20 protein-coding genes are annotated in these 19,718 nt (G+C 64.5%); 19 read left to right on the top strand and 1 reads right to left on the bottom strand.

The genetic code is table 11. The features are described 5' to 3' along the window. Window positions 1–9: 9 nt before the first annotated feature. The 19 genes from FJ428_RS14050 to FJ428_RS13960 all read left to right on the top strand — a co-directional run bounded on the left by FJ428_RS14050 (window position 10) and on the right by FJ428_RS13960 (window position 18,924). Window positions 10–504 (top strand): flagellar basal body-associated FliL family protein, encoded by a 495-nt coding sequence (locus FJ428_RS14050; RefSeq protein WP_140496219.1) that lies wholly within the window; start codon window positions 10–12, stop codon window positions 502–504. Next, on the top strand, window positions 501–1,232 hold the full coding sequence (gene fliP / locus FJ428_RS14045) for a flagellar type III secretion system pore protein FliP (protein WP_140513640.1): 732 nt from the start codon (window positions 501–503) through the stop codon (window positions 1,230–1,232). The genes FJ428_RS14050 and fliP overlap by 4 nt, the downstream gene beginning before the upstream one ends. 214 nt (window positions 1,233–1,446) lie before the next feature. Continuing rightward, window positions 1,447–2,445: a flagellin gene (locus tag FJ428_RS14040; protein WP_140496221.1), complete on the top strand. Its 999-nt coding sequence runs from the start codon at window positions 1,447–1,449 to the stop codon at window positions 2,443–2,445. 262 nt (window positions 2,446–2,707) lie between these two features. After that, the gene (locus FJ428_RS14035) at window positions 2,708–3,772 is read left to right on the top strand and encodes a flagellin (RefSeq protein WP_140496222.1); all 1,065 of its coding nucleotides are present in this window, start codon (window positions 2,708–2,710) and stop codon (window positions 3,770–3,772) included. 124 nt (window positions 3,773–3,896) lie between these two features. Continuing rightward, window positions 3,897–5,546, top strand: coding sequence for a flagellar basal-body MS-ring/collar protein FliF (gene fliF / locus FJ428_RS14030; RefSeq protein ID WP_140496223.1), 1,650 nt, complete (start codon window positions 3,897–3,899; stop codon window positions 5,544–5,546). A 3-nt stretch (window positions 5,547–5,549) separates the two neighbouring features. Beyond that, on the top strand, window positions 5,550–6,170 hold the full coding sequence (locus FJ428_RS14025; protein WP_140632558.1) for a hypothetical protein: 621 nt from the start codon (window positions 5,550–5,552) through the stop codon (window positions 6,168–6,170). Continuing rightward, window positions 6,167–7,501 carry a MotB family protein gene (locus FJ428_RS14020; protein ID WP_140879589.1) on the top strand — a complete coding sequence of 445 codons (1,335 nt, stop codon included), beginning with the start codon at window positions 6,167–6,169 and terminating at the stop codon, window positions 7,499–7,501. The genes FJ428_RS14025 and FJ428_RS14020 overlap by 4 nt, the downstream gene beginning before the upstream one ends. Beyond that, window positions 7,498–8,862, top strand: a complete 1,365-nt coding sequence (locus FJ428_RS14015; protein WP_140879588.1) for a chemotaxis protein MotC — start codon at window positions 7,498–7,500, stop codon at window positions 8,860–8,862. Before FJ428_RS14020 ends, FJ428_RS14015 begins: the two co-directional genes overlap by 4 nt. Continuing rightward, window positions 8,859–10,226 carry a flagellar hook-length control protein FliK gene (locus FJ428_RS14010; RefSeq protein ID WP_140879587.1) on the top strand — a complete coding sequence of 456 codons (1,368 nt, stop codon included), beginning with the start codon at window positions 8,859–8,861 and terminating at the stop codon, window positions 10,224–10,226. The genes FJ428_RS14015 and FJ428_RS14010 overlap by 4 nt, the downstream gene beginning before the upstream one ends. Further along, window positions 10,156–10,743: a lytic transglycosylase domain-containing protein gene (locus FJ428_RS14005; RefSeq protein WP_181165242.1), complete on the top strand. Its 588-nt coding sequence runs from the start codon at window positions 10,156–10,158 to the stop codon at window positions 10,741–10,743. Before FJ428_RS14010 ends, FJ428_RS14005 begins: the two co-directional genes overlap by 71 nt. A 222-nt stretch (window positions 10,744–10,965) precedes the next feature. Next, entirely contained in the window at window positions 10,966–11,634 is a 669-nt protein-coding gene (locus tag FJ428_RS14000; protein WP_140496228.1) for a response regulator transcription factor, read from the top strand. Between the two features lie 79 nt (window positions 11,635–11,713). Continuing rightward, window positions 11,714–12,970 (top strand): flagellar hook protein FlgE, encoded by a 1,257-nt coding sequence (locus FJ428_RS13995; protein WP_140522332.1) that lies wholly within the window; start codon window positions 11,714–11,716, stop codon window positions 12,968–12,970. 28 nt (window positions 12,971–12,998) lie between these two features. Beyond that, entirely contained in the window at window positions 12,999–14,450 is a 1,452-nt protein-coding gene (gene flgK, locus FJ428_RS13990; protein WP_140560324.1) for a flagellar hook-associated protein FlgK, read from the top strand. Between the two features lie 3 nt (window positions 14,451–14,453). Then, window positions 14,454–15,497: a flagellar hook-associated family protein gene (locus FJ428_RS13985; protein WP_140496231.1), complete on the top strand. Its 1,044-nt coding sequence runs from the start codon at window positions 14,454–14,456 to the stop codon at window positions 15,495–15,497. A 30-nt stretch (window positions 15,498–15,527) separates the two neighbouring features. Beyond that, window positions 15,528–15,875, top strand: coding sequence for a flagellar biosynthesis regulator FlaF (flaF, locus tag FJ428_RS13980; RefSeq protein ID WP_140496232.1), 348 nt, complete (start codon window positions 15,528–15,530; stop codon window positions 15,873–15,875). Next, entirely contained in the window at window positions 15,872–16,312 is a 441-nt protein-coding gene (gene flbT / locus FJ428_RS13975) for a flagellar biosynthesis repressor FlbT (RefSeq protein ID WP_140496233.1), read from the top strand. The genes flaF and flbT overlap by 4 nt, the downstream gene beginning before the upstream one ends. Then, window positions 16,312–16,719, top strand: coding sequence for a flagellar hook assembly protein FlgD (gene flgD, locus FJ428_RS13970; RefSeq protein WP_140496234.1), 408 nt, complete (start codon window positions 16,312–16,314; stop codon window positions 16,717–16,719). Before flbT ends, flgD begins: the two co-directional genes overlap by 1 nt. A gap of 21 nt (window positions 16,720–16,740) precedes the next feature. Next, complete coding sequence (fliQ, locus tag FJ428_RS13965; RefSeq protein WP_140496235.1) at window positions 16,741–17,007, top strand: flagellar biosynthesis protein FliQ; 267 nt, start codon at window positions 16,741–16,743, stop codon at window positions 17,005–17,007. A gap of 273 nt (window positions 17,008–17,280) precedes the next feature. Continuing rightward, on the top strand, window positions 17,281–18,924 hold the full coding sequence (locus tag FJ428_RS13960) for an MFS transporter (RefSeq protein WP_140522340.1): 1,644 nt from the start codon (window positions 17,281–17,283) through the stop codon (window positions 18,922–18,924). Window positions 18,925–18,977: 53 nt separating this feature from the next. Here FJ428_RS13960 and FJ428_RS13955 read toward each other — a convergent pair whose 3' ends face one another. Then, window positions 18,978–19,715 carry a DUF4336 domain-containing protein gene (locus FJ428_RS13955; RefSeq protein ID WP_140879586.1) on the bottom strand — a complete coding sequence of 246 codons (738 nt, stop codon included), beginning with the start codon at window positions 19,713–19,715 and terminating at the stop codon, window positions 18,978–18,980. Between the last annotated feature and the right edge of the window lie 3 nt (window positions 19,716–19,718).

The following is a 19,718-nucleotide window of genomic DNA, read 5'->3' as shown; positions in this document are numbered from 1 at the left end:
CGCAGCACCGTGGCCAGCGTCGAACAGGTTCCGTCTCGCAAGGGTCCTTCCCTTGCCGTCCAGGGCGCCATGCTGCTCCTGGTGACGGCTGCCGCCATCGGCATGGGCTGGCTGTCCGGCGGCTATCTCAAGGGTGTGGGGGCACCGGCATCGGTACCCGTCGCGCCGGAAAACGAGGGCAAGGTGCCCAAGCCCGCCGACGCGCAAGAGCCCGGCACGGGACCGTCACTCGTCGCGCTGGCGCCGATCACCACCAACATCGCCTCGCCCGCCGAGACCTGGATCAGGATGGAAGTGTCGGTGGTCTACGACGCGCCGCAGCCGCCGGCAATGTCGGATGAGATCCATCAGGATCTTCTGGCCTTCGTGCGCACCCTGAAGATGCACCAGATAGAAGGCGCCAGCGGCTATCAGCACCTGAAGGCCGATATCGAGGAGCGCGCCTCGATCCGCAGCCAGGGGCATGCCAAGCAGGTACTCATCAGGACGTTGCTGCTCGAATGAAGAAATTTCTTCTTGCCGCGGCGCTGCTCGGCGCCGCCACATCGATCGCGACGGCCCAGCAACTGGACCTCGGCGGCATCGGCAAGGCCGACGGCACCACCGTCGGCTACATCATCCAGATGTTCGGCCTGCTCACCGTGCTTTCGGTGGCGCCGGGCCTGCTGATCATGGTGACAAGCTTCACCCGTTTCGTCATCGCCTTCTCGATCCTGCGCGCCGGCATCGGCCTGCAGTCGACGCCGGCGAACCTTATCCTCATTTCGCTGTCGCTGTTCATGACCTTCTATGTCATGGCGCCGACCTTCGACCAGGCCTGGAATACCGGCGTCAAGCCGCTGATGGACAACCAGATCAGCCAAACCGAGGCTTTCGAGAAGATTTCCGATCCCTTCCGCACCTTCATGCTGCACAATGTGCGCGACAAGGACTTCGACCTGTTCGCCGACCTCGCGCGCGAACGCGGCCAGACCGTTGCGAAGGAAACCGTCGACCTGCGCATCCTGGTGCCCGCCTTCATGATCTCCGAGATCAGGCGCGGCTTCGAGATCGGCTTCCTGATCGTGCTGCCGTTCCTGGTCATCGACCTGATCGTCGCCACCATCACCATGGCGATGGGCATGATGATGCTGCCGCCGACGGTGGTGTCGCTGCCGTTCAAGATCCTGTTCTTCGTGCTGATCGACGGCTGGAACCTGCTTGTCGGCAGCTTGGTGCGCTCCTTCAACTGATCGCGCCCGGCGCCGAACCGCGCCCTCCCGTTTTTTTCGACAATATTTTTCGATTAACCGTCCGGTTTAGTCCTTTGGTAGGGACTTGCCGCCATATTCCTCGCAGATGGCGGGTGATCGGGTCTCAGACAGATCATTGGCATGATGCCGCTCCGTCATACCGGCCAATCCGGTATGTCAAAAAACACCTGTAAAAAGTAAGGTACGAGTAGACATGGCCAGTATCATGACCAATGCCTCGGCGCTGACCGCGCTGCAGAGCTTGAACGCCACCAACAAGAACCTCGAAACCACCCAGGCCCGCATCTCGACGGGCTATCGCGTTTCCCAGGCTTCGGACAACGCCGCTTACTGGTCGATCGCCACCACGATGCGTTCCGACAACCAGCAGATGTCGACCGTTTCGGACGCGCTCGGCCTCGGCGCCTCGAAGGTCGATACCGCTTACACCGGCATGAACAGCGCGATCGACACCATCAACCAGATCAAGACCAAGCTGACCGCCTCTTACGGCCAGACGGATGCCGACAAGGAAAAGACCCAGACCGAAATCGCCGCCCTTCAGAAGCAGCTGAAGGCCTATGCCGATGGCGCCAGCTTCTCCGGCACCAACATGCTGTCCGTGGACAGCGGCACGGGCACGTCCGTGGCGGACATCAAGATCGTTTCGGCCTTCAACCGTGACGCTTCCGGCGCGGTATCGATCTCGACGATCGACGTCAACGTGGAAAGCACCAAGCTGTACGAGGCGGGTACCACGGCCGGCACCGCGAAGGGCATCCTCGACGCCGCGCGTCTGGGCACCGACGGCAGCGTCACCGCCACGGCGGCTACTCCGGCTGCTGGTGCTACCGTTGCGGCCGGCGACACCTATTCGGTCGCCAGCCTGAAGATCTTCGACTCCGCAACCGGCAAGGGCTTCAGCGACGACCAGATCTCGGGGATGATGAACGTCGTCGACGCCGCGCTCAAGGACATGACGAACGCCGCCACCACGCTCGGCGCCGCCAAGAGCAGCATCGACCTGCAGAAGACGTTCACGCAGAGCCTGATGGACTCCATCGACCGCGGCGTTGGCCAGCTCGTCGATGCCGACATGAACAAGGAATCGACCCGCCTCCAGGCCCTGCAGGTTCAGCAGCAGCTCGGCATCCAGGCTCTGTCGATCGCCAACGGTTCGTCGCAGTCGATCCTGTCGCTCTTCCGCGGCTGATCGCCTTCACCATCCACGAACAGCACCAAGATATCGGGCCGCGCCAAAAGCGCGGCCCGATTGCGTTTGCTCCAGCCCCGCGCAATCCTCGTTCCTTAACTGTCGAAAGCTGACTTTAACAGGGCGTTAACCATATCGCGCTAGCTATGGTTAACCAATAGCTTACGACAGGTTGTCGAATCGGCCCGACCGGCACGATCGCAGCCGATGGGCAGGCCGACCAGGCCTGTGGGCATGCCGGCTTAGAGAAGGAGCGAGTTTCTTGGCGAGCATCATGACGAACGCTGCGGCGTTAACTGCACTTCAAAGCCTCAACGCCACCAACAAGTCGCTCGAGCAGACACAGGCCCGCGTCTCGACGGGCTATCGCGTCTCCGAAGCCTCCGACAACGCCGCCTACTGGTCGATCGCCACCACCATGCGCTCCGACAACCAGGCGCTCTCGACCGTGCAGGATGCGCTCGGCCTCGGCGCCTCGAAGGTCGACACCGCCTATACCGGCATGAACAATGTGCTGGACACGATCGGCAAGATCAAAACCAAGCTGCTTTCGACCGTCGGCCAGACGGATGCCGCCAAGGCAAAGACGCAGACCGAAATCACGGCGCTTCAGGCGCAGATGAAATCCTTTGCCGACGCCGCCACCTTCTCCGGTTCGAATTTCCTGTCGGTGATTTCCAAGCAGGTGTCGGCCGCCAATGACGGCGTCCAGCCCGACTCCAAGATCGTGTCCTCGTTCAACCGCACCTCCTCCGGCGCCGTCCAGCTCGGGACGATTGACATCGATGTCGAGAGCACCAAGCTTTTCGATTCGGGTCTCGCCGGCGAGGTCAAGAACCAGGGCATTCTCGACCGCAAGACATCGGTCTATTCGACCGCGGCCGCGCAGACCCTCTATGACACCGCCTATGCGGCATCGATCGCGGGTGGATCAACGGATATCGCAGCCAACACCGCCGGCCAGACCGCGGCGGGGGCGGTCGCCAAGGTCGACAATATTTCCGCCTACAATCTCGACATCACGGCGGCAGGCGTGACCGACGACATCATCACCCAGATGATCACCAAGATCGACAACGTCATGAGCCAGCTGACCGATTCCGCCACCATCCTCGGTTCGGCCAAGAGCAGCATCGACCTGCAGAAGACCTTCACGCAGAGCCTGATGGACTCCATCGACCGCGGTGTCGGCCAGCTCGTCGACGCCGACATGAACAAGGAATCGACCCGCCTTCAGGCGCTCCAGGTGCAGCAGCAGCTTGGCATCCAGTCGCTGTCGATCGCCAACAGTTCCTCGCAGTCGATCCTGTCGCTGTTCAAGAGCTGACCGCTCACTCGACGTCTTCACCTCAAGGTTGACGGGCCGCGCGCCGAGCGCGGCCCGATTTCATTTTCGCACAAGCTTCGGGGGCTAGTGTTCCAGCGGACAGTCATGCTGGGAGTAGTCGACCGTGCCGGAACAGATCCAGAGCATCATCGCGAATCTCCGCGGGTTTGGCGTAAAGCGCCTGGCCATGCTGGCGGGCATCGCCGCATTGGTGATGAGCGTCATCGGTGTCGCTTCCGTCTATCTCAACCGTCCGGCCTACGACACGCTCTATGTCGGGCTCGACCGCGCCGACGTGAACCAGATCGGCCTCGTGCTGGGCGAGGCCGGCATCGGCTTCGACGTCGGCTCCGACGGAACCTCGGTCCTGGTCCCGGCCGGCACCACCGCGCAGGCGCGCATGCTGCTTGCCGAAAAAGGCCTGCCGACCAGCGCCAATGCCGGCTACGAACTGTTCGACAATGTCGGCTCGCTCGGCCTGACCTCCTTCATGCAGCAGATCACGCGTGTGCGTGCGCTGGAGGGCGAGATATCGCGCACCATCCAGTCGATCGCCGGCGTCAAGGCGGCGCGTGTCCATATCGTCATGTCCGAGCGTGCCAATTTCCGCCGCGACGAGCAGCAGCCCTCCGCGTCCGTCGTCATCCGCTACGCCGGCATCGACGCCGAGAAAAGCGCCATGTCGATCCGCCATCTCGTCGCCGCCGCCGTTCCCGGCCTGTCGGCCGACAAGGTGACGGTGCTCGATTCCAACGGCAATCTGCTGGCGGCGGGAGATGATCCCTCCAACACAAGTGCCGCCCGCACGCTTGGCGTCGAACAAACCGTCGAGGCGCAGATCGGCGACAACATCCGGCGCGCCCTCACCCCGTATCTCGGCCCGGACAATTTCCGCGCCAGCGTCAAGGCCGACGTCAACACCGATACCCGCCAGACGGAGGAGACGATCTTCGATCCGGAGTCGCGCGTCGAGCGTTCGGTGCAGTCGGTGCGTGCCAACGAGAACAACAACCAGAAGCAGGCCTCCACCCCGGCCAGCGTCGAGCAGAACCTGCCCGAGACCCAGACGACCGCCACCGAGGGTCCGCAATCCTCCTCGCAGAACGACCGCAGGGAAGAGATCACCAACTACGAGATCAACTCCAAGAAGATCGCCACCGTCTCCAACGGCTACAGCGTCACCAAGATGTCCATCGCCGTGGTCGTCAACCAGGATCGGCTGAAGGCGATCCTGGGCAAGGACGCCACGCCCGAACAGATCGCCAAGCGCGTCGCCGACATCCAGAAGATGGTGACCTCTGCCACCGGCTTCGATGACAAGCGCGGCGATGTCATCGACGTCTCGGCGGTCGAGTTCATCGACGGGCTCGACGGCGAGGCGGTCCCGCAAGCCGGAATGCTCGATTCCGTCGGCCAGCATGCCGGCACGCTGATCAATGCCGGCGCCTTCATCGTCGTGGTGTTCCTGGTGGCCTTCTTCGGCCTGCGCCCGATGGCGGCGGCTCTGACAGCAAAGGCGACGCCGGCCATAGCCGGTCCCAATTTCGACGAGGTCCAGCGCTCGCTGCCGACGCCAGAGGGCACGGCTTCCGCCGAAGCCGGCTCGGCCGTCGGCGCCTTGCCGGGCGTGCGGGCCGGCTCCACGCCGCTCGACGACCTGCGCCAGAAGATCAGGCCCGCGCCGCAGGAGCGGCTTGCCCGCATGGTCGACCTCAACGAGGAGCGCACAGCGCAGATCCTGCGCAAATGGGCGGCCCAGGAAGTCGCGGTGTAGTCCATGCCTTCCCTAGCCCTTTTCGATCTCCTGCCGGATTTCGGCACGCGCCCGCAACGTGTCAGCCAGCCGAAGGCCGCCGCCGAGCACGAGCCGGAAGCAGCCGCGCCGCAAGCCGATATCGGCACGCTGATCGCCGAAGCGGTCGCCCAGGCGGAGGCGGCGCTTGGCGAGCGGCTTGCGGCTGCCCACGAAGCAGCGATGGACGCTGAACGCCGGGCGAATGCCGAGGAAGCGAAGGCCTTTCTCGAGAGCTTCGGCGGCGATGTCGGCGAGGCGGTCTCGCTGCGCATCGATGCCATGGAGGCGCGCGTGACGGACCTCGTCGCCGCCACGGTCGCCCGCATCATCGGCGGCATCGTCAGTGATGACCTGCAAAAGCGCTCGCTTGAAGCGCTTGCCGGTGCGGTCCGCGAAGCGGTCGGCGATGGCGAAGCGGTGCGCATAGTCGTTCGCGGCCCGCTTTCCCTTTTCGAAGCGCTGAAGGCGTCGCTCGGAGCGCGCGCCGCCAATCTCGACTTCATCGAAGCTCCCGGGTTCGATCTCACGGTCTCCATCGACGAAGCGGTGTTCGAGACGCGCATGGCCGAATGGTCGGCAACGCTCTCCCAGGTGTTGGCATGAGCGTCGCCGATGCCGATCAGGCCAGGCACGAGATCATTATCGTGCGTCGCGGCCATGACGACCACGAGGAGGGCCATCACGGTGGCGTCTGGAAGATCGCCTTCGCCGACTTCATGACGGCCATGATGTGCTTCTTCCTGGTCATGTGGCTGATCAACGCCGCCAACGAACAGACCAAGGCGGCGGTCGCCAGCTATTTCAATCCGGTCAAGCTGGTCGACCGCACGTCGAGCCGCAAGGGCCTGGAGGATCTCGGCGACGGTCCGCGCGCCATCGGGCTGACCGCCGACAATCCGGAAGAGGCGGCCACCAAGGCCGGACAGGATGGAGCCGGCGGCGCGGGTTCATCCGATCCGAAAAAGGAAAAGCAGGAGCCGCAGCAGTCGGAGCAGTCCGACGAACACCTGTTCGCCGATCCCTACGCGGTGCTTTCGGAAATCGCCACCAACACCGGCATCATGCAGAACGTCAGCCAGAAGGGCGATGGCGGCGCGCAGAGTGCCGGCCCGGCAACGGGCGCTTCCGGCGGCGCCTCCTATCGCGATCCGTTCGAGCCTGATTTCTGGTCTCAGCAGGTGGCCTCGCCGGGCGCCGAGGCCAGCGCGCAGCGCGCCAGGATCGAAGGTGATCCGGTGAAGCCCGGCGACAAGGCCGCCGAGGCGCAGGTCGCCAAGGTCAAGGCCGTGCCGCCTGCGCCGCCGGTCATCGCGGCGCCGCTTGAACCTCTGGCAAATGACGGCAAGGCCACAACGGCAATCGCCGAGGCGGGTGATGCGAAAGCCGGCGCTGCCGGGCTCGCGGACGCCAAGGTTGCCGCCGTCGCCGAGGCGGCCAAGCCCGATGCCGGCGAAAAGAAGCCGGGCGCGGCCGCGCTTAAGGCTGCGGCCGATGTCAGGCAGCAGCTGGCCGAGGCCTTCAAACCTGGCGACAAGTTGCACGACGGCGTCTCGGTCGAAGCCACCGACAAGGGCGTCCTCATCTCGATCACCGACCAGCTTGACTTCGGCATGTTCGAGGTCGGCTCCGCGATGCCGCGCCGTGAGCTGGTGCTCGCGATGGAAAAGATCGGCCGCATCGTCAACAGCCAGAAGGGCACGATCAGCATCAACGGCCACACCGACGCGCGGCCGTTCCGCAGCGCCGGCTACGACAATTGGCGGCTGTCGACGGCGCGCGCGCATTCGGCGTACTACATGCTGGTGCGCGGCGGCGTCGACGAGCGCCGCATCACCGAAGTCGCCGGCTTCGCCGACCGCCAGCCGAAGGACCCCGCCGATCCGCTGTCGGCGGTGAACCGCCGCATCGAGATACTGATGGCGACCGGCGGATGAGGCGGGCGGTCTTCACCAGCCGCTTGATGGGCCTTTTGCTGTTGGCCGGCCAGCCTACGGCCGCCCTCGCGCAGGATTCGTTGCAACCCTATCAGCTGGTGCGCTCGCTGCAGCTTATTCAGGACCGTATCGCCGTCGGCGACCACGCCGCGCTGCCGATGCAGTCCAAGCTGCTGGAGATGATCGATACGCGCTTGCGCGAGGCGGACAAGGACGATTTCAGGGATCCGAAGAATTTTCGCGCGCTGCTGGTCTACGGCATGAGCGGCGGCAACCCGGTGACCGTCGAGGCGGCCGTGTCGCGCGCCACCGCCGATGCGCGGGACCTAGCCCTTGCCAGGGGCGTCATCGATTACCTGAACGGCCGCCCCGGCGAGGCCATCGAAGCCTTGAAGCCGGTCGATCCGATGGCGGAGCCCAGCGACCTCGCCGCCTTCCTTGCCCTGGTCAAGGGTTCGCTGCTCGCCAGCGACCAGCCGGCCGCGGCGCTGGTGCTGCTCGAGGAGGCGAAATTGCTCGGCCCCGGGACACTGGTCGAGGAGGCGGCATTGCGCCGCTCGGTCGGCATTGCGGTCGCGCAGCGCGACGCGGCGCGCTTTGCGCTTGCCTCCACACAATATGTCGAGCGCTATCTCTATTCGCCCTATGCCAGCCAGTTCGCCGACTCCTTCGTCTCGGGCGTGATTGAGCTGCACATGTCGATCAGCCAGGACAAATTGGCCGATATCACCTCAATGATGGATCCCGAGCGCGAGAAGGTCATTTATCTGCGCATCGCCCGCCGCGCCGCGATCGACGGCCTGAACGAACTGTCCGCCTTCGCCTCGGCGCGGGCCGAGCAAGGCCGCGACGGCAACACCAATCAGGGCGATCCGCGCGCCCTGCTCTACTCAAGCCTGTCCACCGTGACATCGGGTACCATCGAGGACGTGCGCGCCAAGCTGGGCAAGATCGACCGCAGCCGGCTGTCGGACGGCGACCGCGCGCTGCTCGACGCCGCCGAGGCCATCGCCGGCGAAGTGGTGGCGCCGCCCGCTTCCCTTCCGACCGCCAGCCCGGCACCTGCAGAGGTCATACCATCGCACGAGCCCGAGCCTGCCGCCGCGCAGTCCACCGACGCCGCCGGATTGCCGCCCGTCGAGGGTGCTGTCTCCGAACAGCCGGCCGTCGCGCCATCCGGCGACACAGTGGCAGCTGCGCCGAACCCGCCGGCTCCGGGCGATGCGGCAACTGTCCTGCCGGCATCGGCGCCGGCGGCCGCGGCCAGCACCGACACGTCAGACCCGACCGATGCCGCGATGGTCAAAACCCGTCGACAGCTCGACCTGATCGACCAGATGCTTGGAGCCGCTCCGAAATGACCCCCAGCCTCGGTCCGGCGCTGCCGGGAATCACCACCGCGCGCACGACGGCGGAACAGCCGGCGGCGACCGGAAAGAATGACGACACGGGTTTCGGCAAGATGCTGGACGACAAGGCCGGTCCGGCCCACCCGGACAAGCATCCGGCAGCCGGGGCCGAATCGCGCGATGAGCGCTGGAGCAGGCTTGCCGCCGGTCCTGCCGGGCAGAAGGACGAGCCACTGCCGGCTGGCAAGGCAAGGATCCCATCCAGCGGAATGCTGGCCGCGAAAGCAGCCAGGGACGACAAGACCGCCGAGACGGACAAGGACGCCGATGGCGCAGCGGCCGAGACAGGTACGACGCCGCTCGAGGACCATCTGCCGTTGCTGATCGCGTTCCATGACCTGCGCCATTTCTCGACATCGGCCAGACCGGCCGATACGAGCGAAACCGGACAGGAACCGGCGCTCGACGGGCAGTTCCTGCCGAAGGCCTACCGGCCGAAATCCGCCGCCGGGCATGATGACCTCGAACCGATGTCGAAGCCCGAGCGGACATCGCTCGTCGATGGGGCGCTGACCAAGCTCGATGGCCAGACCGTCAACGACGCCGCCGGCACGCCAAAACGCGATAATACGATCGCGGCCGGGCCGCTGCCCCAGACGGCGCCGGCCGAAGTGCCGGGCGTGGATCCGAAGCACGCGGCACCGCAGCTGAGGTCCATCGCCGATGTTCAGTCCTCGTTGCGGTCCGAGCCCGGAAAACAACCTTCGGCGGCAGGACGCATCGACGTGGTTTCCGAGCGCAGCTTCCCTGCCCCGCCGCAGGCGCCGATGAGCCAGGCCGCCCTCAATGTGATCGGCGCCATAACAGCCGATGGTGGCCCGAAAACGACGCTTTCGACACACTCCGCAACTGCGCAACTGACAGGCCCTGTTGCCGCCGCGACACATGTGTTGAAGATCGAACTTCATCCGGCCGAGCTTGGCATGGTCACCGCCAATCTTCGCCTCTCCGGAGAACAACTTTCGATTGAGTTGAAGCCTCAAACACATGACGCCTACCACCGGCTGTCCTCTGATAGCGATGCCATCGTCAAGTCCCTGCGCGGACTCGGCTTCGAGGTTGACAAGGTCACGATACTACAACCTTCGGTAGCGGTCCCCGCAACGACCCGCACTGATGCGACCGCATCCTTGCAGATGGCGGCGGGCCGCGACCAGTCGTCCTTTCAACCCGGGAATTCCGGCGGCGGCAACAGCGGCGCTGGCGGCCAGCAACCGGGCCAGCAATCCGCCGGAAGACACAATGATGACGCGCAAGCACACGGCCGCCCCGCTTCGCCTTCTCGCGAGCGCGCTGGCGGCGATATCTTTATCTAGTCTTGCGAGCGCCGCCGCTGCCGCCGCCAATGCTTGCGAACCGGAGATCCTGCGCGCCGCCGACCACTATGGCGTGCCGGCCGGCATCCTCTATGCCGTCGGCTTGACCGAGACCGGCAAGAAGGGAAGCTTGCAGCCCAACGCATTGAATATAGAAGGAAAAGCAGTCTTCCCGACAAGCCGCGCCGAAGCTCTTGCCACCTTCGCCAATGCCCGACGCGAGGGCAAGACGCTGATCGATCTCGGCTGCATGCAAATCAATCACCACTACCACGGCGCGCATTTCCGCAGCGTCGAGGACATGCTAGATCCGCGTCAGAACGTCGACTATGCAGCGCGTTTCCTGGCCAGCCTTCATGCCCGTCACGTGACCTGGTCGATGGCCGTCGCCCGCTATCACGCGGGGCCCGACAACGACCCGGCGCAGAAGGTCTATGTCTGCCGCGTGATATCAAACATGGTGGCCACCGGCTTCGGCAAATGGACCGGCAACGCCCGCACGTTCTGCAACCCATGAGTGTATTGTTGCATCTCATGCAATCAGTCGCAAAGTCTCGGCGTTGCGCTTCGACTTGGCCGGGACTTGGAGCACCAAGCATATCTCACCCCATGCTAATGCAACCGATGCGATTCCAGACTCCCAAGAAACTAGTTACAAGAAATGACGGTTGTTCAGGATTCCTGCCAGCGGATACGGCTTTCCCCACGGGGCAGATGAGCTGATTCGGAGGCGGGGCCGATGATCGTTATCGTTGACGAGCGAGAGCTCGTGACAGACGGATACAATTCACTTTTTGACCGCGAGGGCATCGCCTGCGCGGGCTTCGCTTCCGGCGAATTCGGCGAGTGGGTGAACTCGGCGGCCGATGCCGATCTGCGCTCGGTCCGGGCCTTCCTCATCGGCGACTGCCGCGAAGGCGCGATCTCTCCGCGCCAGATCCGCGACCGCACCGGAGCCCCGGTGATTGCTCTCAGCGAGCAGCATTCGCTGGAGAACACGTTGCGGCTGTTCGAGAGCGGTGTCGATGACGTCATCCGCAAGCCGGTCCATATCCGAGAGATCCTGGCTCGCATAACAGCCATCCGCCGCCGCGCCAACGAGGATGCCGCCTTTACCGAGATCGGCGCCATGCGCATCTTCATGGATGGCCGCGACCCCGAAATCAATGGCCAGCCGCTTCCCTTGCCGCGCCGTGAGCGCCGCATTCTCGAATATTTGGCAAGCAATCGCGGCCGCCGCGTCACCAAGACCCAAGTATTCAACGCCATCTACGGCATCTTCGACGAAGAGGTCGAGGAGAACGTGGTGGAAAGCCACATCAGCAAGCTGCGCAAGAAGCTGCGCGAGAAGCTGGGCACCGATCCGATCGATTCCAAGCGCTTCCTCGGTTACCGGCTGGTGTTCTGATGCACCGCCGCGCCAGCCTCGCGCAAGACAGGACGCGTAGCCTCGCTGCCAGTGGCATGGACATTGCGGAGACATTTCGATGAGCCTCTACGGGATGATGCGGACCGGCGTTTCCGGCATGAACGCGCAGGCCAACCGTCTGTCGACGACAGCCGACAACATCGCCAATTCCGATACCACCGGCTACAAGCGGTCCTCCGCCGAATTTTCAACACTGGTCATGCCCTCGACGGGCGGCGCCTATAATTCCGGCGGCATCACCACCACGATCCGGCAGGCGGTCAGCGATCCCGGCGTGCTCCAATACACTACCTCTGTCTCCGACCTTGCCGTCAGCGGCGACGGCTTCTTTGTCGTCCAGGACCCGAGCGGCACGCCTTTCCTGACCCGCGCCGGCGCCTTCGTTCCCGATGGGCAGGGCAGGCTGGTCAACTCGGCCGGCTTCCAGCTGATGGCCTACAGCTACGAAAACGGCGTGCCGGCGGCGACGGTGAACGGTTTTGAAGGATTGGTCCCGGTCGTCATCTCCGACCAGGGAATGACCGCGACCCCGAGCACCGAGGGTCTCTACAGCGGCAACCTGCCCGCAGGCGCGACGCCAGTCGCGGCCGGCAACCTGCCCACCACCAATGCCGCAGGCGCGCAGTACACCTCGAAATCCTCGATGGTCGCCTATGACAATCTCGGCAACAAGAAGCTGCTCGACGTCTATTTCACCAACACCGGCGCCGGCACCTGGCAGGTGTCGGTCTTCGACCAGTCGAAGGCGACCGCCGGAACGTCATTCCCCTACACCGGCGGCGCGCTTGGCTCGGCCAACCTGACCTTCGACACGACCACGGGCAAGCTCACCGGCGCCGTCGACAGCGTCTCGCTCACCGTGCCCAACGGCAGCACCTTTTCACTGGATCTGTCGGCATTGACTCAGCTCGGCACCGGCTTCACGGTTTCGGACGCTCAGGTCAACGGCAACGCGCCGAGCACCATCGACAAGGTGCAGATCAGCAAGGACGGCACCATCTACGCCCAGTACAAGGACGGCTCCACCAAGCCGCTCTACAAGATCCCGCTGGCCGATGTGCAGAGTCCCGACCAGCTCACCGCGCTGCCCGGCAATGTGTACTCGCAGGGCACCGAATCCGGCGCGGTCCGCGTCGGCTTTGCCAATGAAGGCAAGCTCGGCTCCATCATCTCCGGCGCGCTCGAGAATTCGAACGTCGATATCGCCGAGGAACTGACCAACATGATCGCGGCGCAGCGCAGCTACACCGCCAATTCGAAAGTCTTCCAGACGGGTTCCGACCTGATGGACGTCCTTGTCAACCTGAAGAGATAAAACCGGGCAACGCCCGTGAAAGACCCGCATGTCGCTTTCCACCGCATTGAGCATCGCCCAATCGGCGCTTATGAACACCGCTCGGCAGACCAGCGTTGTCTCGCGCAACGTCGCCGACGCTTCCAATCCGGACTATACGCGCCGTATCGCCGTCGTCACCAGCACGGCGCCGGGCGCGCGCTCGGTTGATATCCAGCGTGTAGCCAACGACCTGCTCTTCCGCCAGAATCTCAGCGCCCTGTCGGCATACAGCGGCCAGAACGCGCTCTATAGCGGCCTGGATCAGCTGGATGTTTCGGTCAATGGCGTCGACAATGCGTCCTCTCCCTCGACCGCGATCGGCAATTTGCAGCAGGCGCTGCAGCTCTATGCCACCTCGCCGTCCAACCAGAATCTCGGCTCCAGCGTTATCGACGCGGCCAAGCAGGTCGTGCGCTCCCTGAACGAAGGCTCCAGGGCCATTCAGGACTTTCGCACCCAGACCGACGGCCAGATCGCCACGGCGGTAGACGATCTCAACTCGCTGCTCAGCCAGTTCCAGGACGCCAACCAGGCTGTCATATCAGGCACGCGCTCCGGCACCGACGTTTCCGATGCGCTGGACCAGCGCGACGCGCTTTTGAAGAAGATCTCGGACTATGTTCCGGTCTCCACCTTCACGCGCGGCGACAATGACATGGTCATCACCACGGGTGACGGCACGACGCTGTTCGAAACCATCCCGCGAACGGTCAGCTTCGCCCCATCCTCCGGCTACAGCGCCGGTACCGTCGGCAATGCCCTCTACATCGATAATGTGCCGATCTCGGCGGGAACCGGCGGCAACACCAGCGCCAGCGGCAAGCTTGCCGGATTGCTGCAATTGCGCGATGGCGTAGCCTCGACCATGCAGAGCCAGCTCGACGAGACCGCGCGCGGCCTGATCACGGCCTTCGCCGAGACCGCGCCGTCAATGCCCAACGCCGCCGGGCTGTTCACCTGGTCGGGCGCGCCGGCGGTGCCGGCCGCTGGCACGCTGGTCAATGGCCTTGCCGGCACGATCAGCGTCAATGCCGCCATGGATCCAAGTGTCGGCGGCAATCCGGCACTGCTGCGCGACGGCGGCGCCAACGGCGCGGCCTATGTCGTCAACACTGGCGGCGCCTCTTATTCCAGCCTTCTGGTCGCCTATGGCGACCGGCTCGATCAGCCGATGACATTCGACCCCGCCGCCGGGATTTCGGCGACGTCGAGCGTTGCCGATTATGCCGCCAATTCGATCGGTTGGCTCCAGGGCGTGCGCCAGCAGGCGTCGACCGCAGCCGACGCCAAGCAAGCCCTGGCGTCGCGCAGCGCCGAGGCGCTGTCCAACGCGACCGGCGTCAATGTCGACCAGGAAATGTCACTGCTTCTCGATCTCGAACATACCTATCAGGCATCGGCCCGAATGATGAAAACCGTCGACGACATGTTGGCGGCTCTGCTCAGCGCGGTGGGATAATCCATGACCTCAGTCTCTTCGGCCGCCCTCTCGAACGCCATGCGTTATCAGCAGATGCGCATGCAGGCCGAACTCGTCAAAGCCACGAAGGAGTCCTCGACCGGCAGGGTCGCCGATGTCGGCCTGGCACTGGGCGGACGCACCGCCCAGTCCGTAACCTTCTCGCGCGATCTCGACCGGCTCAATGTCATTATCGATTCCAACGGCCTGGTGGCCGCCCGGCTCTCCTCGACGCAGACCTCGCTCGGCCAGCTCTCCAGCGTCGCGCAGACCTTGCTGTCGAGCCTGACCACCTCAACGTCGGGCGATTCTTCCGCCAACCTCACCCAGTCGGCCGGCAAGACGGCCGTCCAGCAGCTCGCCTCGATCCTCAACACCAGCGTCAACGGCGAGTATCTGTTTGCCGGCACCAACACCGACGTCAAGCCGATCAACGATTTCACAGCGGCCGGATCACCCGCCAAGGCTGCCTTCGACGCCTCCTTCGTCGCCAATTTCGGTTTCACGCCGGATGACCCCGCCGCGGCAAACATCACTGCGGCCCAGATGGACGATTTCATCACCAACGACGTCGAGCCGCAGTTCTTCGGTTCGGGCTGGCAGGCCAACTGGTCGAACGCCACCGACCAGCAGATCGTCAGCCGCATCGCGCTCAACGAAACCACCGCGACCTCGACCAGCGCCAACAGCGACGGCATCAAGAAGCTCGCCATGGCGGCGGCCATGGTCTCCAGCCTGATGTCGACCAACATCAGCCAGGCGGCGAAGGACACCATCGTCGGCCGCTCGCAGTCGCTGGTTGGCGAAGCGCTCAGCGGCATCGGCCAGGTTCAGTCCGAAACCGGTATCGTCCAGAAGCGCGTGTCCGACGCCGTCGACCGCATGAAGACGCAGGTCGACCTGTTCGAGCGCCACATCCTCGATCTCGAAGCGGTCGACCCGGCCGAAGCCGCGACCCGCGTCGCCGACCTGACGCAGCACATCGAGACCTCCTTCGCATTGACGGCGCGGCTCCAGCAGCTCAGCCTGTTGAATTACCTGACCTGACAACTCTGAACCGGAACGGTAGAGCCAACGATGTACCAATTCTCCTACGCCGACATCCAGAGCACCTCTGTCGCCGATGCGAAGGACCGTGAACGGGAGCTGTTGACCCGCTCGATCGACATGCTGGCGGCGGCCGCCGCCCTTGGCCCCGCTTCGATGGAGGCAGTGGAGGCGCTGCATTTCACCAACCGCGTCTGGACCGCCTTTGTCGAGGATCTCGGCTCCAACGACAACGCGCTTCCCAAGGAACTGCGCGCCAACCTGATTTCGATCGGCCTTTGGCTGCTGCGCGAGGCGGAAGACATCCGCCAGGGCCGCACCCAGAATTTCGAGGGACTGATCGAGGTATCCCAGATCATCCGCGACGGCATTCAATGACCAACACGCTGAAGATATCGCTGAAGCCGAACGAGAAGATCTACATCAACGGTGCCGTCATCCGCGTCGACCGCAAGGTCACCGTCGAACTGATGAACGACGTGCAGTTCCTGCTCGAAAGCCATGTGATCCAGGCCGATGACGCCTCGACGCCGCTCAAGCAGCTGTATTTCATCCTCCAGGTGATGCTCATGAATCCGGCCGGCGCCGGCGAGGCGCGCGAAATGTTCCGCCGCTCCCTGCCGCTGCTGCTTGCAAGTTTCGAGGACGCCGAGATCGGCAGTGCGTTGAAACAGATCGACCGCATGGTCGGCGAGGATCACATCTACGAGGCGCTAAAGGCGATCCGGTCGCTCTATCCGCTCGAACGCCGCGCGCTTGGCGGCAATGACGACGTTCCGGGCGCCTCGCGTCCGCTGGCTGTGGGAGCACGCTGATGACCGTGGACATGACGACGACGATACCGGTTGGCGCCAATCAGGCCAGCCAGCAGACCTCCAAGACCGCTGTCGACTACCAGTCCTTCCTGAAGCTTCTGATCGCCGAGATGAAGAACCAGGATCCGACCAAGCCGATGGATTCGACACAGTACGTCGCCCAGCTCGCCACCTTCTCGCAGGTCGAGCAGTCTGTGCAGACCAATACCAAGCTGGACCAGATCATGCAGTCCTCGGCGCTGTCGCAGGCCGATGCGCTGATCGGGCGCTCGATAACCTCCGCCGACGGCAACACGACGGGCACCGTCGCGTCCGTGCGCCTTGCCAGCAGCGGCCTCATCGCCGTGCTGGGCAACGGCACCGAGATCGCGGTCGGCCCCGGCGTCTCGGTCAAGGCGGCAAGCTGACGGCTCCGGCGGGCCGACCCCATGAACGAGGCCGACGCACTCGACATCGTCCAGTACGCGGTGTGGACGGTGCTGACCGCATCCGCCCCGGTGGTGCTGGTCGCCATGGCGGTGGGTATCGGCATCGCCTTGATCCAGGCCCTGACGCAGGTCCAGGAGATCACCTTGACCTTCGTGCCGAAGATCGTCGCCATCATGCTCGTGGCGGCGCTGACCGGTCCCTTCATCGGCAGCCAGATATCGGCCTTCACCAACGTCGTCTTCGAGCGCATTGAAAACGGGTTCTAGCTGCTTGCGGCGAGCCCGCCCGTTCTGTCCCGACCACTTACCGGCAGCAGCCCTGCTGTCGCCGATGCGGACCGTGTACGGCATAGGGGCTGCATCCGCGGCGCGGCGTCGAAGCAAAGCCGCACGGCTGCGTGGTCCTCCTCTATCCCCTTGTTGGACCATGATCTTTTTTTCGAGACGGTCGCTCTTTGCGGCACGATGCCATAGTTTCGGCAAACCATCCGGGGAAACGGATCACCGCAACGATCGGCAAGCCATGGCAGGGCCTTTCCTATGATTGACGAAAAGCCGGAGAGCGAGAGCGTTTCGGCGCTGGCGCCGTTCCGGCACGGCATCTTCCGCGCCGTGTGGTCGGCCAGCCTCGTGTCGAATTTCGGCGGCCTCATCCAGGGCGTCGGCGCCGCCTGGATGATGACCACGATCGCCACCTCGCCCTATCAGGTCGCGCTGGTCCAAGCCTCGACCACCTTGCCGATCATGCTGTTCGCGCTCGTCGCCGGCGCCATCGCCGACAGCTTCGACCGGCGCAAGGTTATGCTGGTCGCCCAGACCTTCATGCTGGTCGTCTCGGTGCTTCTGACCCTGTTCACCTATTCCGGCCTGATGACGCCGTGGACGCTGCTTGCCTTCACCTTCCTGATCGACAGCGGCACGGCACTGAACAGCCCGTCCTGGCAAGCCTCCGTCGGCGACATCGTGCCCCGCAACAAAGTGCCGGCCGCCGTCGCGTTGAACTCGATGGGCTTCAACCTGACCCGCAGCGTCGGTCCGGCGATCGGCGGCATCATCGTCGCCGCAGCCGGGGCGGCGGCCGCCTTCGCGGCCAACGCGGTGAGCTATATCGGTCTCATCGTCGTGCTGGCGCGCTGGAAGCCGCAGGTTCAGCCATCGACGCTGCCGCGCGAATCGCTTGGCGCGGCCATGGGCGCAGGCCTGCGCTATGTCGCCATGTCGCCCAATATCGGCAAGGTGCTGGTCAGGGGCTCCGCCTTCGGCTTCAGCGCCGGCGCGGTGCTGGCGCTCCTGCCGCTGGTGGCGCGCGACGTCGTCAAGGGCGACGCCCTGACCTACGGCATCATGCTGGGCGCCTTCGGCATCGGCGCGGTCGGCGGCGCGCTGATCAGCGTGCGGCTGCGCCAGCTTTTGTCCAGCGAGACCATGGTGCGCTCGGCCTTCGCCGGCTTCGCCGTCTGCGCCTTCAATGCCGCCGTCAGCCACAACGCCTGGCAGACATCGCTCGGCCTGCTGGTCGGCGGCGCGTGCTGGGTGATCGCGCTTTCGCACTTCAACGTCACCGTGCAGATGGCAACGCCGCGCTGGGTCGTCGGCCGGGTGCTGTCGGTCTATCAGACCGCGACCTTCGGCGGCATCGCGCTCGGCAGCTGGATCTGGGGCATCGTCGCCGACGCGCATGGCGCCGGGACAGCGCTGATCGCGGCGGCCATCGCCATGCTGGCTGGCGGCGCCATCGGCCTCGTGCTGCCGCTGCCGCAGCAGCAGGTGCTGAACCTCGATCCGCTCAACCGCTTCAAGGAGCCGCACCTCGCGCTCGACCTGAAGCCGCGCAGCGGCCCCATCGCCATCATGATCGAATACATCATCCGCGACGAGGACGTGCCGGAGTTCCTCGCCACCATGGCCGAGCGCGGCCGCATCCGCCGCCGCGACGGTGCCCGCAACTGGACGCTGGCGCGCGATCTCGAAAATCCGGCGATCTGGATCGAGCACTACCACACGCCGACCTGGCTCGAATATGTCAGGCACAACGGCCGCATCACCCAAGCCGACGCCATGGTCGGCGAGCGCCTGCGGGCACTGCACAGCGGCGACGAGCCGCCGCGGGTGCGCCGCGTGATCGAGCGCCCGACAACCGCGGGCACGGCGCTGGTCATGGCAAAGGGGCCGATCGAGCATTAGGAGTGCAGGAAAGCGCGAAGACGTTTTCGTCCGGGCTTGCATCAGACAAAGCGTTAGAGCGGACCCAGCCAGCGGAACGCGCGCTTCAGTTCGGCGACGCCATCGTGTTCGTACCAACGGCCGTGCGCCATGATCACGCGTTCCGGATTCCATTCTATCATCTTTTCGACTGCCGCCTTGAGTTGCCCCCTGGGGAAGGTCAATCGCAAATCGCGCGGCGTCTTGCCATCGGGATCAACGACACCAGCCGCCCTGGCAAGCCAGCGCCACGGCCAGCCAAGCTTCCGCGGTTCGAAGTTCTCGATCAGGTCTGTCAGGATCAATGTTCGGCTGACGGAATGGAAGAAAACCATCTCTGTCATGAAGCTGCCTTCCACCGGCAGCGACTTGAGGTCATCGTCCCACGGGTAGCCGCTCTCGGCACCAAGCTCGTTCGCCTCGAAATCGATCCTGTCGCCCGCCTGCTCGCGAATCCGCGGTGCCAGCCAGATGCCCGCATCCGCAAAGGCCCTGCGCCACATCGGAATCCACCAATAGTGGATCCGGTTCGGCCCGATGATGTGGCGGACCTTGCCCAATCCAGCGATCTCGGCCTCGAGGCTCCCTGTCAGCAAGGTGGGTGAATGGACGAACAAATCGCCATCGTTGACGCGGATGACGGTCATCCGCGTCGGAACCCGCATTTTCGGCCAAGGCATGCCGAAGCGGATGACCGGGCCATCCACGATCCAGATGTCCTTCGAAACCAGCTTTAACGTGTTGAGCGGCGGATATGGTGCGCGGTCGGCCATGAT

The sequence above is a fragment of the Mesorhizobium sp. B2-8-1 genome (assembly GCF_006440955.1).
GTDB lineage: Bacteria > Pseudomonadota > Alphaproteobacteria > Rhizobiales > Rhizobiaceae > Mesorhizobium.
Note: the sequence above shows the minus strand (reverse complement) of the source record. Positions and strands in the feature narration are given on the sequence as shown.